The 15076-nt window shown below is 67.5% G+C and carries 16 protein-coding genes; 4 read left to right on the forward strand and 12 right to left on the reverse strand.

The window, feature by feature from the left end:
* Positions 1 to 100 precede the first annotated feature (100 nt).
* From LTI14_RS01495 to LTI14_RS01510, 4 genes are read right to left on the reverse strand one after another with little or no spacing between them, the layout of a single operon-like run.
* Positions 101 to 1633, reverse strand: a complete 1533-nt coding sequence (locus LTI14_RS01495; RefSeq protein WP_241475532.1) for a sodium/solute symporter — start codon at positions 1631 to 1633, stop codon at positions 101 to 103.
* Positions 1630 to 2142: a hypothetical protein gene (locus tag LTI14_RS01500; protein ID WP_241475534.1), complete on the reverse strand. Its 513-nt coding sequence runs from the start codon at positions 2140 to 2142 to the stop codon at positions 1630 to 1632. Before LTI14_RS01500 ends, LTI14_RS01495 begins: the two co-directional genes overlap by 4 nt.
* Positions 2142 to 2900, reverse strand: a complete 759-nt coding sequence (locus tag LTI14_RS01505; RefSeq protein ID WP_241475536.1) for a LytR/AlgR family response regulator transcription factor — start codon at positions 2898 to 2900, stop codon at positions 2142 to 2144. The genes LTI14_RS01500 and LTI14_RS01505 overlap by 1 nt, the downstream gene beginning before the upstream one ends.
* Positions 2900 to 3787 carry a sensor histidine kinase gene (locus LTI14_RS01510; protein WP_446740365.1) on the reverse strand — a complete coding sequence of 296 codons (888 nt, stop codon included), beginning with the start codon at positions 3785 to 3787 and terminating at the stop codon, positions 2900 to 2902. Before LTI14_RS01510 ends, LTI14_RS01505 begins: the two co-directional genes overlap by 1 nt.
* A 217-nt stretch (positions 3788 to 4004) precedes the next feature.
* Here LTI14_RS01510 and LTI14_RS01515 point away from each other — a divergent pair, with 217 nt between their 5' ends.
* Positions 4005 to 4367 carry a DUF485 domain-containing protein gene (locus tag LTI14_RS01515; RefSeq protein WP_241464062.1) on the forward strand — a complete coding sequence of 121 codons (363 nt, stop codon included), beginning with the start codon at positions 4005 to 4007 and terminating at the stop codon, positions 4365 to 4367.
* Positions 4367 to 6025, forward strand: a complete 1659-nt coding sequence (locus LTI14_RS01520) for a solute symporter family protein (RefSeq protein WP_241464060.1) — start codon at positions 4367 to 4369, stop codon at positions 6023 to 6025. The genes LTI14_RS01515 and LTI14_RS01520 overlap by 1 nt, the downstream gene beginning before the upstream one ends.
* 86 nt (positions 6026 to 6111) lie before the next feature.
* Here the strand turns inward: LTI14_RS01520 and LTI14_RS01525 are convergent, their stop codons facing one another.
* The 7 genes from LTI14_RS01525 to rpsB form a co-directional block, all read right to left on the reverse strand.
* A complete protein-coding gene (locus LTI14_RS01525) occupies positions 6112 to 6498 on the reverse strand; it encodes a hypothetical protein (protein ID WP_241475538.1) in 387 nt (128 codons plus the stop codon).
* Positions 6499 to 6886: 388 nt separating this feature from the next.
* Positions 6887 to 7444, reverse strand: a complete 558-nt coding sequence (locus LTI14_RS01530) for a DivIVA domain-containing protein (RefSeq protein WP_241464056.1) — start codon at positions 7442 to 7444, stop codon at positions 6887 to 6889.
* Positions 7445 to 7446: 2 nt separating this feature from the next.
* Positions 7447 to 8301: a phosphatidate cytidylyltransferase gene (locus tag LTI14_RS01535; protein WP_241475540.1), complete on the reverse strand. Its 855-nt coding sequence runs from the start codon at positions 8299 to 8301 to the stop codon at positions 7447 to 7449.
* A complete protein-coding gene (frr, locus tag LTI14_RS01540; RefSeq protein WP_241464052.1) occupies positions 8301 to 8858 on the reverse strand; it encodes a ribosome recycling factor in 558 nt (185 codons plus the stop codon). The genes LTI14_RS01535 and frr overlap by 1 nt, the downstream gene beginning before the upstream one ends.
* A gap of 65 nt (positions 8859 to 8923) precedes the next feature.
* Positions 8924 to 9646 carry a UMP kinase gene (gene pyrH, locus LTI14_RS01545; protein WP_241464050.1) on the reverse strand — a complete coding sequence of 241 codons (723 nt, stop codon included), beginning with the start codon at positions 9644 to 9646 and terminating at the stop codon, positions 8924 to 8926.
* A 190-nt stretch (positions 9647 to 9836) separates the two neighbouring features.
* Positions 9837 to 10676 (reverse strand): translation elongation factor Ts, encoded by an 840-nt coding sequence (tsf, locus tag LTI14_RS01550; RefSeq protein WP_241464049.1) that lies wholly within the window; start codon positions 10674 to 10676, stop codon positions 9837 to 9839.
* A gap of 19 nt (positions 10677 to 10695) precedes the next feature.
* Positions 10696 to 11637 carry a 30S ribosomal protein S2 gene (gene rpsB, locus LTI14_RS01555; protein ID WP_241464047.1) on the reverse strand — a complete coding sequence of 314 codons (942 nt, stop codon included), beginning with the start codon at positions 11635 to 11637 and terminating at the stop codon, positions 10696 to 10698.
* 412 nt (positions 11638 to 12049) lie between these two features.
* Here rpsB and LTI14_RS01560 point away from each other — a divergent pair, with 412 nt between their 5' ends.
* Both LTI14_RS01560 and LTI14_RS01565 read left to right on the forward strand, forming a co-directional pair.
* Entirely contained in the window at positions 12050 to 12589 is a 540-nt protein-coding gene (locus tag LTI14_RS01560) for a M23 family metallopeptidase (RefSeq protein ID WP_241475542.1), read from the forward strand.
* 79 nt (positions 12590 to 12668) lie between these two features.
* Positions 12669 to 13868, forward strand: coding sequence for an FUSC family protein (locus LTI14_RS01565; protein WP_241475544.1), 1200 nt, complete (start codon positions 12669 to 12671; stop codon positions 13866 to 13868).
* Between the two features lie 47 nt (positions 13869 to 13915).
* On the opposite strand, the gene LTI14_RS01570 is transcribed toward LTI14_RS01565, so the two are convergent.
* Positions 13916 to 15016 (reverse strand): glycosyltransferase family 4 protein, encoded by a 1101-nt coding sequence (locus LTI14_RS01570; protein WP_241464436.1) that lies wholly within the window; start codon positions 15014 to 15016, stop codon positions 13916 to 13918.
* Positions 15017 to 15076: the final 60 nt, after the last annotated feature.

Genomic DNA, 15076 nt, shown 5'->3' on the forward strand with positions numbered 1-15076 from the left:
AACTTCAGGTGCACCGAACTTCAGGTGCACCGAACTTCAGGCGCCCTGACCTTCACGTGCACCGAGCTTCAGGCGCCCTGCTTCTCGGGCCAGCTGCGCGTCAGCGGCCCGGCCGCAGCGCGGCGAGCTCAGGCGTGTGCAGCCGTTCCATGACCGCATCGGTGTGACTCGGCGGCTGTTGACGACCGAACCTGCTCACCAGCACCGTCACCGCGAAGGCCAGCGGGACGCACCACAGCGCCGGGGAGACCAGCAGCTGCATCGCTCCGTCCTGCACCGGGCCCTCCCCCAGGGCCAGACCCAGCACCTGCGCGGTCAGCGAGCTCACCGCGCCCACCGTCATGCCCCAGAACGCGCCCTGCGCGGTGAGCCCGCGCCACCACACCCCGAGCAGCATCACCGGGGCCAGCGCGGAGGCGGTGAAGGTGAAGACCATCGCCACCGCACCGGCGAGCGCCAACTCGGAGGTCGCCGATCCCACCACCAGCGGGACCGTGATCGCCAGCAGCGCACCGAGCCGAAATCCGCGCACGGTGCCGGAGAAGAACTCCTGCGAGAGCACTCCAGACACCGAGACCACCAGCCCCGAGGTGGTGGAGAGGAACGCGGCGAAGGCTCCCCCGGCGATCAGCGCGGTGAGCAGGTCGCTGGCCAGACCGTCGAAGACCGCGGCAGGCAGCCGCAGGATCGCGGTGTCGTGGCTCAGACCACCGGTGCCCGCCAGCGCACCGGCCCCCGTCGTCGTGCCCCAGACCATCCGGGCGATGACCCCGAGCAGCACCGGCAGCAGGTAGAACAGCACGAGCAGGCCCAGCAGGAAGGTGGTGGTGCGGCGGGCGGCGCCGCCGTCGGGGTTGGTGTAGAAGCGGACCAGGACGTGGGGCAGCCCGAGGGTGCCCATCATCAGGGCCACCATCACGGAGAGGCTGCGGGAGAACTCCCCCCACTGGTCCCCGGAGTCGCTCAGCGAGGCCAGCCCGGCGGACCAGGCGCCGTTGAACTCCGGCAGCTCCAGCCGCTCCCAGAACCCGACCTGGAGCAGGATGAACACCGTGGGCACCAGCAGCGCGGTGAGCTTGACCCAGTATTGGACCGCCTGGGCGAGGGTCACCGAACGCATCCCGCCGGTGAGCACCACGAAGAGCACCACGAGGGCGACCAGCAGCGGTCCCACCCAGCCGGGCGCCCCGCCGGTGGCCGAGAGCGCGATCGAGGCGCCATGGAGCTGCGGGACGATGTAGAGCCAGCCGGCGGCGACCACGACGATGACCGTCATCCTGCGCATCATCGCGGAGCGGAAGCGCAGCACCACGAAGTCCGGGATCGTATAGGCCCCGGATCGGCGCAGCGGGGCGGCCATGAACAGCAGCACGATCAGGAAGCCTGCGGTGTAGCCGACCGGGAACCACAGCCCGTAGGTCCCGTGGGCCAGGATCAGCCCGGCCACGCCCAGGAAGCTCGCTGCGGAGAGGAACTCCCCGGCGATCGCCGAGGCGTTCATCCAGGGCGGGACCCGGCGTGAGGCCACGAAGAAGTCCCCGGTGCTGCGCGAGAGGCCCGGGCCGCCGAGCAGCAGGGTCACCGCGCACACCAGGGCGACGGCGCCCAGGACGGCGATCTGCTCACCGGTCACCGCGGGTCCTCGGCGGTCGGGGCCGTCTGGGCGTTCGGGGCGGTCTGGGCGGGTGAGGCTACGGCTGCTGTGCGGGGCCTGGCGCCGGGGCTCTGCAGGCTGAGTCCGAGCACCTCGGCCCACAGCTGCTCATTGGCCTCTGAGCGCCGGCGGAAGTACCAGGCCAGGCCCAGCAGCACCGGGAAGAAGCCGACGCCGGGGACGGCCCAGGTCAGCGGCACGCCCCAGAGCGTGAGCGATCCGAGCCCGGTGGTGACCAGCAGCAGGCTGGTCACCACCACGGTGCAGAAGAATCCGACGCCGAGGATCAGCGCGAGCCGCAGCTGGGCGCGGATCAGCGCACGCACCGCCTGGGCGCGCTGATCGGAGTCTGCTCCGGCGGTACGGGCGTGGTCGGCGGCCTGGCTGCGGGTCAGCAGCGCCTCGCGCACGGTTGGCACCGCCTCGGGGCCGCGCACGGCGATCCGCAGGGCGGCGGGGCCGGTGGGGCCTGTGTCGGAGTCGCTCATCAGCGGCCGGTCTCCAGGCGCTCGCGCACCTGGGGCATCAGCCGTCGGCTGACCTCAAGCTCGGCACCGGGCACTTCGATGAGCATCCGTCCCTGTCGGCGGGTCACCCGCTGCACGTGGATGAGGTTGACCAGGGAGGACCGGTGGGTGCGGATGAACCCGTGCTCCTCCCAGGCCTCGGCAAGCTCCGCGAGCGGGGTGCGCAGCAGGTAGGTCCCGGCCTGGGTGTGGAGCCGGGCGTAGTCTCCATGGGCCTGGACCCAGCGGATGTCCTGCAGGTTCACCAGCACCGTGGAGTCTCCCTGCAGCACCGCGACCCTGACCGGCTCGGGCCGATCCTGCGCGGCGGTCTCCCGGGCCGCCGCCGCCCGACGCAGCGCCTCGGCCAGCCGCTCGGCGCGCACCGGTTTGAGCAGATAGTCCCGGGCTTCGAGCTCGAAGGCCTCCACCGCCGGATGGGCATCGGCGGTCACGAAGACCACCTGCGGTCCGGCCTCAGCCTGGGGCTCGACCGCCGGGAGGTCCCGCAGCCGGCGCGCCAGCGCCAGACCGCTCATCCCGGGCATATGGATGTCCAGCAGCACCACATCGATCCGTCGCTGCTGCAGCACCTGTTCCGCGCTGCGCGCGTCCGCTGCGGTGAACACCTCGCCCGCCTGGGGTTCGGCGGCGAGCAGCCACTTCATCTGAGACAGCGCCAGCGGTTCGTCGTCGACCACCAGGACGGTCAGGCCCTGCGGATTCACACTCGCTTCCATCAGGATCCTCCCTGGGGCTCATGACGCTGGACTGGCTGCTGCTCTGGGCGGTCTGGGTGGTGCTTCTCGGGCTGGAACGGATCGGGCTGAAACTTCGGGACCCGCATGGAGACCTTCATCCCGGCCCCGAGTGCGGTCTCCACCACCAGCCCGGCGTCGGCGCCGTAGGCCTGGCGCAGCCGCAGATCCACATTGCGCACCCCGATGTGGGCGTTGCCAGCCTCCCCGTGGAGCACCTGGTGCATCGCTTCGGGATCTGCGCCGTGCCCGTCGTCCTCCACGCTGATCTCGGCATGGGTGGCGGTGTCCGCGGCTCGCAGCCAGACCGTGCCGGATCCGGAGTCCGAATCCATTCCGTGGCGGACCGCATTCTCCACCAGAGGCTGCACCGCAAGGAAGGGGATGCGCACGCCGAGCACCTCCGGGGCGATCTGCAGCTTCACCTGGATGCGGTCGCCGAAGCGCGCCTTCTCCAGCAGCACATAGCTTTCGACCGCGGCCAGCTCCTCGCGCAGCGTGGTGAACTCCCCTTCGGCGCGCAGGCTGTACCGGGTGAAGTCTGCGAAGTCCAGCACCAGCTCACGCGCCCTGACCGGGTCGGTGGGAATCGTCGCGGCGATGGCGTTGAGGCTGTTGTAGATGAAGTGCGGGGAGATCTGCGCGCGCAGCGAGCGCAGCTCTGCCTCGACGAGCTGGCGCCGCAGCTGCTCCTCCACCGGCGCCTCGCTCAGCTGTGCCCGGATCTCCGGGCTGATCACCGCATCCCGGGTCGAGGCGGGGCCGGCGTCGTCGTCGTGGGTGCGGTAGAGCAGGACGGCAGCCAGGATCACCCCGACCACCAGGGCCAGGGCGAGCACCAGGGGGGCGAGCTCTGCCAGGAAATTCATCGTGCTCATCCTATGAGGGCGCGGGTCGATCTGTTGCACAGCTCATGATCCGACCGCCAGGCGCAGCCCGATGACCACTCATCGCTAATCCAGTGCCGCTCATCGCACAACATCGCGCTGAGGCCGATCGTGACCCGGGTCACACTGCACTCTGGAGGTACACACATGTGACCGAGGCCCGCTTCCGCGTGCCGACGCTACTTTCTAAGGAGCCGCAATGACACAAGTCAATGCCCCCGACGCGGGGCCCGTTGACTACCAGGAGGTGCAGGCGCGCGAAGACTTCCAGGAGCTTCGCCGGACGCACCGGAGCTTCGTCTTCCCGATGACGGCGTTCTTCCTCATCTGGTACATCGCGTTCGTGATCGTCGCCGCGTTCTTCCCGGACGTGATGGCGATCCCGGTCTGGGGAAACATCAACCTCGGCCTGGTGCTCGGACTCGCGCAGTTCGTCACCACATTCGTGATCACCGGACTCTATGTCTGGTTCAGCAACTCGAAGATGGACCCGAAATCCTCGGCGATCCGCATCGAGCTCGAAGCCCGAGGCGCGGGCCTTCCTGAGGAGGACAAGCACTGATGAACTCCCTGATCAACGCATCGATCACAGATGCCGGACTGACGCCGCTCGCGACCGCGGCCGCGGAAGCGGGCTCCGACGTCGGCAGCCCGCTGGCGAACATCTCCATCTTCCTCGTCTTCGTGGGCGTCACGCTGTTCTTCGTGATCCGCGCGTCGAAGAACACCAGCACCGCCGCCGACTACTACGCAGGCGGACGCTCCTTCTCCGGCACGCAGAACGGCACCGCCATCGCCGGCGACTACCTCTCGGCGGCGTCCTTCCTGGGCATCGTGGGCGCCATCGCGATCTACGGCTACGACGGCTTCCTCTACTCCATCGGCTTCCTGGTGGCATGGCTGATCGCCCTGCTGCTGGTCGCCGAACTGATGCGCAACACCGGCAAGTTCACCATGGCCGACGTGCTCAGCTTCCGTCTGCGTCAGCAGCCGGTCCGCATCGCCGCAGCCATCTCGACCCTTGCGGTCTGCCTGTTCTACCTGCTCGCACAGATGGCGGGCGCCGGCGCGCTGGTCGCGCTGCTGCTCGGCATCGAGAGCGGGATCGGTCAGTCACTGATCATCGCTGTGGTCGGCTCGCTGATGATCTTCTACGTCTTCATCGGCGGCATGAAGGGCACCACCTGGGTGCAGATCATCAAGGCCACCCTGCTGATCGCCGGCTCTGCCGTCATGACCGTCTGGGTCCTGGCGCTCTACGGCTTCAACTTCTCCGAGCTGCTCGGCGCAGCGGTGGACAACACCGGTGAAGAGGCTCTCCTCGAGCCCGGCCTGCAGTACGGCGCGGATCTCTTCACCAAGCTGGACTTCATGTCCCTGGGCATCGCACTGGTTCTGGGCACCGCCGCCCTGCCGCACGTGTTGATCCGCTTCTACACGGTTCCCACCGCCAAGGACGCACGCAAGTCCGTCGTGGTGGCCATCGCCCTGATCGGCGCGTTCTACCTGTTCACCCTGGTGCTGGGCTACGGCGCAGCGGCACTGCTGGACACCGAGACGATCCTGGCAGCACCCGGCGGGCAGAACTCCGCGGCACCGCTGCTGGCCTACGAGCTCGGCGGGACGTTCCTGCTGGGCTTCATCGCCGCCGTCGCCTTCGCCACCATCCTCGCGGTGGTCGCGGGTCTGACGATCACGGCCTCGGCCTCCTTCGCCCACGACGTCTACGCCCAGGTCATCAAGAAGGGCAAGATCGACTCCGCCGGCGAGGTCAAGGCTGCCAAGATGACCGTGATCGTGGTCGGCATCCTCGCGATCCTCGGCGGCATCGGTGCACAGGGGCAGAACGTCGCCTTCCTGGTGGCGCTGGCTTTCGCGGTCGCCGCCTCGGCGAACCTGCCGACGATCCTGTTCTCGCTGTTCTGGAAGCGCTTCACCACCCGTGGCGCGCTGTGGTCCATGTACGGCGGACTCGGCTCGGCGCTGCTGCTGATCGCCTTCTCGCCCGTGGTCTGGGGCCGCGACACCTCGTTCTTCCCGGAGATCGACCTGGCGCTGTACCCGCTGACCAACCCGGGTCTGATCTCGATCCCGCTGGCCTTCCTGCTGGGTTGGATCGGTTCGCTGACCTCGAAGGTGGCGGAGGATCCGGCCAAGCAGGCCGAGATGGAGATCCGCTCGCTGACCGGTGTCGGCGCCGAGAAGGCCGCCGACCACTAGGCCTTCTTCACCCCCATTCGTTGAGGGGCGGATTCTACGAGTACTTCATGCCGGAAACGGCAGAGGCTGCTCGGAGAATCCGCCCCTCAACTGTGTGTGGTGGGATTTTCGGGACGCCAGCCTTGCTGGACCAGGACACACTGGATGCGTTGGATCCCGCGGCGCCCCTGATCCCCCATGTGGTCCGCGGTGATCCTGACCTCGAGCCAGCCCAGCTGCTCGGTGATCTCGCTGCGGCGCACATCTCTGCGGACGCTGCCAGGTGTGGAGTGGAGCTCCTCCCCCTCGTACTGGATCGAGACGCGGAACTCCGGGATCGCCAGGTCAGGCTCGAACCACGGGTGCCCGCTGGGATGCCGGATCACCCGATTCACCCGCGGTTCAGGCAAGCCGGCGAGATGCATGAAGAAGCGCAGTCGGGACTCCTGCGGCGAATCGACGCCTTCGCAGATGAGCTCCAGCGCCTCCCGCACGCCCCAGATAGGCTGGCGAGGTGACCCTGAAGCCTGCGAGGTCGACGATGAACCGCTCAGGCACCGTGATCCGGTGCCCCACAACCAAGTCAGGCCGCTGCACGCGGGAACCTCCTGCGGGGCTGCTGATATGGAACGGCGGCGCGGCATGCCGGAGGCCAGGAGACGCGCCCGTCGTCGTCCTGTCGCCGGCACGAACTGCGCGGGTCGGCGGCGACCATCCCGGGGCAGGTCCAGTGACTCCACGGTATTCAGTGCACACCCGGACAACGCGCCAGGGGCGGCCGAGGCCTCGGCTGTGGAGCCGGAGCAGCTGATCCGGTCCTGGGGAAAACTCCGCGGAGCCGGGTCCCAGGACCCTCATCGAGAAGAGAGAGAAAGGAAAGGGTCAGCCGACGGAGGCCATGATCTCGGTCATCTTGTCCAGGAAGGCGTCCACCTGGGCCTCGTCGTAGCCGTTGTGGCCGTGGGCGCCGCTGAAGGTGATGGTGCGGACCTCGTCGACGCTCATCGGGTTCTCACCGTCGAGGTACTGCTCAAGCTGGCGGCAGAGCTCGTCGACCTGCTCCTTGCGGTAACCGTTGGAGGCCGAGTGCGCGGGCTCGCGGAAGCGTCTGCCGTCCGGGCGGGAGAGCCGTCCGCGCAGCGGCTCGGCGCGCTCGGCGAGCATCTCGTACCAGGCGTCCTCGCCGTGGGCATCGATGTACTTGTCCCGCTCGGCGCTGGCGAAGGCGTCCTCAAGCCGGTCCAGCGCGCCGTCCACCTCAGCAGGGTCATAGCCGCCGCCGGTCATGGAGAAGCTGACGTCACGGATCTCCGACAGGGCCATGCCCTCGCCGGAGTCATAGGCCACGCGGGCCCGAGCCATGAATTCGTCAACCTCGTCGCGGTTGTACCCCTGCTCCTGGTCGCTCAGAAGCGTGAACAGTGCAATCTCGTTCGCCATGGTCATAATCCTAGTGGCACTCCGCCGGCATCCGCGTTAAGCGCCACGATCACGAAGAACGCGGTGGGCATCGCGAAGACCAGCGAGTCCAACCGATCCATCACTCCGCCGTGACCTGGGAGGAGTCGAGACATGTCCTTGATGCCGAGCTCGCGTTTGACCATCGACTCGGAGAAGTCGCCTGCGGTGGAGGCGATGACCACGGCGACAGCGAGCACCGCGCCGATGTAGACCGGCTCGTCGAAGATCAGCCAGGAGGCCAGCACCCCGACGCCGGTGGCACCGAGCAGCGAGCCGCCGAAGCCCTCCCAGGACTTCTTCGGACTGATCTTCGGCGCCATCGGGTGCTTGCCGAGGAACACCCCGAAGATGTAGCCGAAGGTGTCGTTCGAGACCACCAGCAGCACGACGACGACGAGGCGCAAGTCACCCTGGTCGAGGTTGAGCAGCAGCACGGCGAAGGACATCATGAACGGCACCCAGCTGGCCACGAAGATCGAGGACAGGATGGAGCGCCCCGGATCCCGGACCTTCCAGAGGGCTGCCGCGACGACGATGGCCAGTCCGGTGGCGATCAGCGCCAGCGTCAGCGCCTCCACCCCGCCGAAGTAGGCGGCGGTGGGCATCGCGACGGCACCGAGGAACAGCGGAATCTTGGGGAGGCGAAGCTGGTGTCCGTTGGGGGTCACGCGCGTCTCGAGCGCGCGGGCCACCTCCCAGACACCCATCGAGAGCAGGATCGTCCAGACCAAGATCAGCATCAGCTCGAAGAAGAAGATCCCGAGCAGTGCGGGTACCAGCAGGACGACGCCGGTGATGATGGCTGCGGGCAGATTCCTCCCAGCTTTGCCCGACATCAGACCTCGAGCAGCTCAGCTTCTTTGCGCTTGCTCATCTCGTCGATCTTCTCGACGTAGGTCTTGGTGAGGCTCTCGAGCTCCTTGGTGCCCCGCTCGCCGTCGTCCTTGCCGACCTCGCCGTCCTTGATGGCCTTCTCGATGATCTCCTTGGACTTGCGCCGGGTGTTGCGCACCGAGACCTTGTGGTCCTCGCCCTTGGACTTGATCAGCTTCACGTACTCCTTGCGGCGCTCCTCGGTGAGGTCCGGGATCGTGATCCGGATCTGTTTGCCGTCGTTCGAGGGGTTGGCGCCGACCTCGGAATCGGAGAGCGCCCGCTCGATGTCGCGCATCGCGGAGACGTCGAAGGGGGTGATCAGGATGGTCTTGGCATCCGGGGTGGCGAAGGAAGCCAGCTGCTGCAGCGGGGTGGCGGAGCCGTAGTAGTCCACCAGCACGCGGGAGTAGATCGCCGGATTGGCTCGGCCGGTGCGCACGGTGCTGAAGTCGACCGAGGTGGCCTCGATGGCTCGTTCGAACTGCTCCTTGGCATCTGCCAGGGTCTCATCAATCACGGGGGTCTCCTTAGGGGATGACGTTGAGGATGGAATTGAGGTTCAGTCTAGTCGGGGGCACCAGGTCAGGGGGTGACCAGCGTGCCGATCTCCTCGCCGAGCAGGGCACGGGTCACGTTGCCCTCCCCCTCCATGCCGAACACGCGCATGTTGAGGTCGTTGTCATTGCACATGGTCATCGCGGTCTGGTCCATGACCCGGATGTTCTTGCGCAGCGCATCGGTGTAGGTCAGGTGATCCAACTTCTGCGCGTCGGGGGTGGTCTTCGGGTCCGCGGTGTAGACCCCGTCGACCCCGGACTTGGCCATGAGCACCATGTCGGAGTGGGTCTCCAGGGCGCGCTGGGCACAGACGGTGTCGGTGGAGAAGTAGGGCATGCCCGCGCCGGCGCCGAAGACGACCACCCGGTCCTTCTCCATGTGGCGCACGGCGCGCAGCGGGATGTAGGACTCGGCGACCTGGCCCATGGTGATGGCGGTCTGCACGCGGGTGGGCTGGCCGGCCTGCTCCAGGAAGTCCTGCAGCGCCAGCGCGTTCATCACGGTGCCCAGCATGCCGATGTAGTCGGCGCGGGCCCGGTCCATGCCGGCCCGGGAAAGCTCGGCGCCGCGGAAGAAGTTGCCGCCGCCGACGACGACGGAGACCTCCACCTTGCCCTTGACCGCGGCGATCTGCTCAGCGATCCCCCGGACCGTGGCCGGATCGACTCCCACTGCGCCTCCGCCGAAGACCTCTCCGGAGAGCTTCAGGAGCACTCGGCGGCGGTGTGTCGGTGTCTCTGCGGTCATGGGTGTCCTCCAGGGGATCGTGGGGCGTCGGTGGTGCGGTCTTCCGGGCTGCTGGGACCCGGTGAGGCCGGTGTGGGCACAGAAAAGGGGGTGACCACCTCGTGTGAAGTGGTCACCCCCTTGACGTCTGAACTGTTGAGCTGCGACCAGTCTAGTGGTCAGCCGCCCTCCACTTCAGCTGCGTTGAGTATCAGGCTCCGACGCGGAAGCGAGCCAGACCCTTGGCAGACGTGCCGGCGGACTCGAGGACCTGGGTGACGGTCTTCTTCGGGTCCTTGGCGAACGGCTGGTCGACCAGCACGTTGTCCTTGAAGTACGCGTTGGTGCGACCTTCGATGATCTTGGTCATCGCCTGCTCGGGCTTGTTCTCGGCCCGGGCGGTCTCCTCGGCGATGCGGCGCTCGTCTGCCACGGTCGCTGCGGGGACCTCGTCGCGGGTCAGGAACTGCGGGGACAGCGCGGCGGCGTGCACCGCGATGTCGTGAGCAGCCTCTTTGGCCTGATCCGAGTCGGCGTCGACGGCGAAGAGCACGCCGACCTGAGCCGGAAGGTCCTTGGAGGTCTTGTGCAGGTAGGCGTCCACGAAGGCACCCTCTACCGTGGCAAGACGACGCACGACGACCTTCTCGCCGAGGATCGCACCCTCTTCGGTGACGAAGTCGACGAGCTTCTTGCCCTCGACGTCGGCCTCCAGGAGTGCCTCCACGGTGGTCACGTCGTGGGCGACAGCGGTCTCGAGGACCTTGTCGGCCAGCGCGACGAACTTCGCGGACTTGGCCACGAAGTCGGTCTCGGCGTTGATCTCGACCAGGAAGCCCTTGGTGCCGTTGACGACCTTGGCGGTGACCAGGCCCTCAGCGGCGGAACGGCCTTCGCGCTTGGCGGCACCCTTGAGTCCGCGGATACGGATGGCCTCGAGGGCCTTCTCGGTATCGCCGTCGGTCTCGTCGAGAGCCTTCTTCACGTCCATCATGCCGGCGCCGGTGCGCTCACGCAGGGCCTTGATGTCTGCAGCGGTGTAGTTCGCCATAGAAAAGCAGTTCCTCTCTTTACTTGGCTTCTTCAGCCGGAGCTTCGGTGGACTCGGTGGACTCGGCAGCGGGCGCCTCTGCGGCCGGCTCGGACTGCTCAGCCTTGGCGGGCTCGGCGGCCTCGTCTGACTGCTCGGTCTTTGCTGGCTCTTCGGTCTTGCCGGACTTCTCAGTCTCGGCGGACTTCTCAGTGGCGTGCTGTTCGAGCAGCTCGCGCTCCCACTCGGCCATCGGCTCTGCAGCCGTGCCGGAGCCGCCGCCGCGCTTGGATTCGCGAGCCATGAGGCCATCGGCCACGGCGTCGGCGATCACGCGGGTCAGCAGGTCCACGGACCGGATGGCGTCGTCGTTGCCCGGGATCGGGTAGTGGACGTCATCGGGATCGCAGTTGGTGTCGAGGATGGCGATCACGGGGATGCCGAGCTTCTTGGCCTCATCGACGGCCAGGTGCTCTTTGTTGGTGTCGACGATCCAGACCGCGGAGGGGGTCTTGGTGAGGTTGCGGATACCACCGAGGTTGGACTGCAGCTTGGTGAGCTCGCGGCGCATCAGCAGCAGTTCCTTCTTGGTGTGACCGGAGCCTGCGACGTCGTCGAAGTCGATCTCCTCGAGCTCCTTCATGCGCTGGACGCGCTTGGAGACCGTGGCGAAGTTGGTCAGCATGCCGCCGAGCCAACGGTGGTTGACGTAGGGCTGACCGACGCGGGTGGCCTGCTCGGCGATGGCTTCCTGGCCCTGCTTCTTGGTGCCGACGAAGAGGACGGAGCCGCCGTGGGCGACGGTCTGCTTGACGAACTCGTAAGCAGTGTCGATGTAGGAGAGGGACTGCTGGAGGTCAACGATGTAGATACCGTTGCGCTCGGTGAAGATGAAGCGCTTCATCTTCGGGTTCCAGCGGCGAGTCTGGTGACCGAAGTGGACACCGGAGTCGAGCAGCTGGCGCATGGTGACGACAGGCATGGTATTTCCTTTCAATGCCGGGCTTGGAACATGGAGGACATGCCTCATGCAGCTCCGGCTGGGTTTCTCGGTTGGACAGTGGCCCGGTTCTCTCGGGCTCCTGGCAGAAGAGGGAGGGGACTCGCGTTCTCTCCGCACGGCTGTCCCAGAGTAGAGAACAGCTGTCATGCGGACCGATGAGAAACGCCCCGATCGCTCGGGCAACCTCTGCGCGTAGTCAGCTGATTCAGGCATGCCGAGGCACGAAGAAGTCAACTGCTGGGGTTCAGCTTAGCGGCTCGACGGCGTTTTCCCCAACCGCCACAGGGATCCGCCAGCGCCCTGGATGCTCCACACATCGGCGGACTCGCGGGGATCGGAGTTCAGGGTGGTCGAGGCTGGGTGCATGGGCAGGCGGGGGCGAGGATTCACGGTGGCGAAGGTCGCTGCGCTGAGTGTCGCCCTGCTGATTGTTCTGGGCGGGCTGACGCCGGCCTCGGCGGGGTCATCGGCGGTGGAGCCCTTCTCGGCGGGGCGCTCTTCGCCAACGATGGCACAGGCGCCCTGGCGGCTGCCCGTGGCCGCGGATGAGCTGCGGCCCTTCGCCAGGCCCCCCTCCCCCTGGGGTCCAGGGCACCGCGGGGTGGACCTGGGGCCGCTGAGCGTCGGGGCGACCATCAGGGCTCCGACGGACGGTGAGGTCAGCTTCACGGGCGTGGTGGTGGATCGTCCGGTGCTCTCCATCCGACACGGGAAGGGGCACCTCAGCTCCTTCGAGCCGGTGGAGACCACTCTGGAGGTCGGCGATCGGGTCAGCGCCGGGGATCCGGCGGGGACGCTCGCTGCCAGCTCAGGCCATTGCGATGCACCCTGCCTGCACTGGGGCGTGCGGCTCTATGGGGAGTACATCAACCCGCTGCTGCTCACCGGCGACGTCGAAGCTTCGGTGCTGCTGCCGCTGGGCGACGAGTGATGGTGCCGGTGGAGGGCATCGAACCAGATCTAGTAGGCTCTTGTCCCCCGATCGCCGACCAAGACCCCGAGGAGCACGCGTGGCCCGACGTTCCCAGGAGGAGACGACGAACCGCAGCCACCAGGACGCGAAGAACACCCCTGGGCGCAGCCCTGCATCTGAAGGGGACGCCAGGAAGATCCGACACCTGGTGCAGCGGCCGGAGTTCCTCACCGATCTGCTGCAGATCCTCAAGACCGTGATCGCAGGCACCGGTGCCTGGTGGGTCTCCACCTCGGTGCTGGAATCCGAGCTGGCGTTCCTCGCGCCGTGGACCGCGCTTCTCACCGTCCACGCCACGGTCCATCGTTCGCTCTCCCGCGGCATCCAGACCACCATCGCATCGAGCCTCGGCGTCGGTCTCTCCTTCCTGATCGGCTACTTCCTCGGCGTCAGCCTGTGGACCTTCGCCCTGGCCCTGCTGGTCGGGGTGGTCGCGGCTCGGATCTCCTGGATCCGCGATGAGGGGATCGCGATCGCCACCACCGCGATCTTCGTGCTCGGCAGCGGCTTCGATGATCAAGCGGGGCTCCTCGATGACCGGATCCTCGAAGTCGCCGTCGGTGTGGCCGCCGGCCTGCTGGTCAACCTGCTGATCGTGCCGCCGCTGCGAGACAAGCAGGCCAGCCGCTACGTGGACAGCATCAATGAGCGCATGGGCAGCGTGCTGGTCAGCATCTCCCAGGAGTTCTCCGATTCATGGGACACCGATCAGGCCGAAGCATGGTTCCAGGAGACCGAATCGATGACCGAGGAGCTGAACTCCGCCTGGACCGTGGTGCGCTTCGCCCGTGAATCTCGCCGGGCCAACCCCCGCGCGCGGCAGGGCATTCAGAGCCTCGAGGTGAGCAGCTGGAACTCCGAGCAGGCAAGCTACGAGGAGATCCTCGAACGCGTCGACGAGGGGATCTCCCATCTGCGGCACCTGTCTCGCACCCTGCGAGAGGCGACCTACACCGACGGCGAATGGGACCATCGCTTCCGCGAACAGTGGGCACAGATCGTCGGAGACGCGGGCCGGGCGATCGCAGATCCCGATGCCGAGGTCGCATCCATGCACGACAACCTCAGCTCCCTCTCCACCGAGATGTCAGAGGGCGAGGGACTGCCCGGAGACTCCTGGCCGCTCTACGGCTCCCTGATCTCCAGCGTGCGCCACATCGTCGTCGTCGTCGACGACGTCGCCTCGGCGCGCCAGGCGCGTGAAGCGACATCCGAGAACCCGACCGTCTCGCACTGATCCGCGCGAGACACCCTCCTGGGTCAGCACGAGACAGTCCACCTGGGTCAGCGCCGGGCCGCCCGCCCGTGCCCGGCGAGGCGCTCCCCCAGCGCGACCAGCGCTGAAGCCGAGTCCGCCCAGGAGAACTCCTGGCTTCGCGCCCGGGCCGCGATCGAGGCGCGGGCGAAGGTGGCAGGGTCCTGAAGTCGGCGCACCGCCTGGGCTAGGGCTTCAGCATCCTGCCCGGGGACCACCTGGGTGCCGGCCTCCGCCATCGCCGCTCCCCCGATCTCGCGGAAGATCGGCAGGTCGGAGACCACGCAGGGCGTGCCATGGGCCATCGCCTCCACCACGGGCAGACCGTAGCCCTCCGCCTGGGAGAGCGTCACCAATGCGCTGGCCCGCCGCAGCAGGGTGCGATAGTCGGCGTCGGAGATCCCGTGGTGGAAGACCAGCTGTTCAGGGTCGGCCGCAAGGGTGCGGAGCTGCGCCTCGCGGGCGGCCTGGATCGGGCTGCACAGGTGCAGGGTGTATCCGGGCAGCCGGTTCAGGCCCGCGATGACGGATTCGACGTTCTTGTACCCCATGAAGGACCCCATATAGATGAGCTCCTTCGTCGGCGCCGCGCCCGGTTCGCGGGGGCACTCGACCGCGGGCGGAGCATTGGAGATCAGCTCCACCGGCCTGCGGGTGAGCCGGTGCCGGCGGATCAGCCCGCGGGTGGTCTCGGAGACGGTCGCAACGGCGTCGGCCTGGTTCAGCACCAGCCGCTGAGGCAGATAGGAGAGGTGGTAGGCCCGCCAGCCGAGGCGCACCAGTGCGGGCAGATCCCGCGGCGGGGTGCGGTGTGCGTAGTAGATCAGGTCGTGCAGGGTGAGGATCAGCGGGTAGTTCCGGCCCCGTCCCCCCATGGTCTGCATCGGGGAGAACACCACGTCTGGGCGGTGCGGATTGATCTGCCGGGCGACCCAGGGCTCCCGAGCCGAGGTCGGCGAGGAGATCTGCAGATGAGGAAGGGCTGGAAGCAGGTTCAGCTGCTGCGGATCGCTGATCAGCATGGTGACATCGGCCTGTTCGGCGGCCGCCTCCACCAGGGAGGCGGTGAACCTGGAGATGCCGTCGTGGACCTGGGTCCGGGTGTACCGGCAGTCGAAGAAGAGCTTCAGCACATGCCGATTCTGGCACAGCCGTCGACGGGGCGACGGAGTGGACGGCTCTGGCATGAT

This window comes from Nesterenkonia sp. YGD6, assembly GCF_022565895.1.
GTDB lineage: Bacteria > Actinomycetota > Actinomycetes > Actinomycetales > Micrococcaceae > Nesterenkonia.

What these genes read in the sequence shown, in the direction of transcription:
- LTI14_RS01500 (WP_241475534.1), bottom strand. Translation starts at nt 2,142, where the DNA reads ATGAGCGACTCCGACACAGGCCCCACCGGCCCCGCCGCCCTGCGGATC.
- LTI14_RS01505 (WP_241475536.1), bottom strand. Translation starts at nt 2,900, where the DNA reads ATGGAAGCGAGTGTGAATCCGCAGGGCCTGACCGTCCTGGTGGTCGAC.
- LTI14_RS01510 (WP_446740365.1), bottom strand. Translation starts at nt 3,787, where the DNA reads ATGAATTTCCTGGCAGAGCTCGCCCCCCTGGTGCTCGCCCTGGCCCTG.
- LTI14_RS01515 (WP_241464062.1), top strand. Translation starts at nt 4,005, where the DNA reads ATGACACAAGTCAATGCCCCCGACGCGGGGCCCGTTGACTACCAGGAG.
- LTI14_RS01520 (WP_241464060.1), top strand. Translation starts at nt 4,367, where the DNA reads ATGAACTCCCTGATCAACGCATCGATCACAGATGCCGGACTGACGCCG.
- LTI14_RS01530 (WP_241464056.1), bottom strand. Translation starts at nt 7,444, where the DNA reads ATGGCGAACGAGATTGCACTGTTCACGCTTCTGAGCGACCAGGAGCAG.
- LTI14_RS01535 (WP_241475540.1), bottom strand. Translation starts at nt 8,301, where the DNA reads ATGTCGGGCAAAGCTGGGAGGAATCTGCCCGCAGCCATCATCACCGGC.
- pyrH (WP_241464050.1), bottom strand. Translation starts at nt 9,646, where the DNA reads ATGACCGCAGAGACACCGACACACCGCCGCCGAGTGCTCCTGAAGCTC.
- tsf (WP_241464049.1), bottom strand. Translation starts at nt 10,676, where the DNA reads ATGGCGAACTACACCGCTGCAGACATCAAGGCCCTGCGTGAGCGCACC.
- rpsB (WP_241464047.1), bottom strand. Translation starts at nt 11,637, where the DNA reads ATGCCTGTCGTCACCATGCGCCAGCTGCTCGACTCCGGTGTCCACTTC.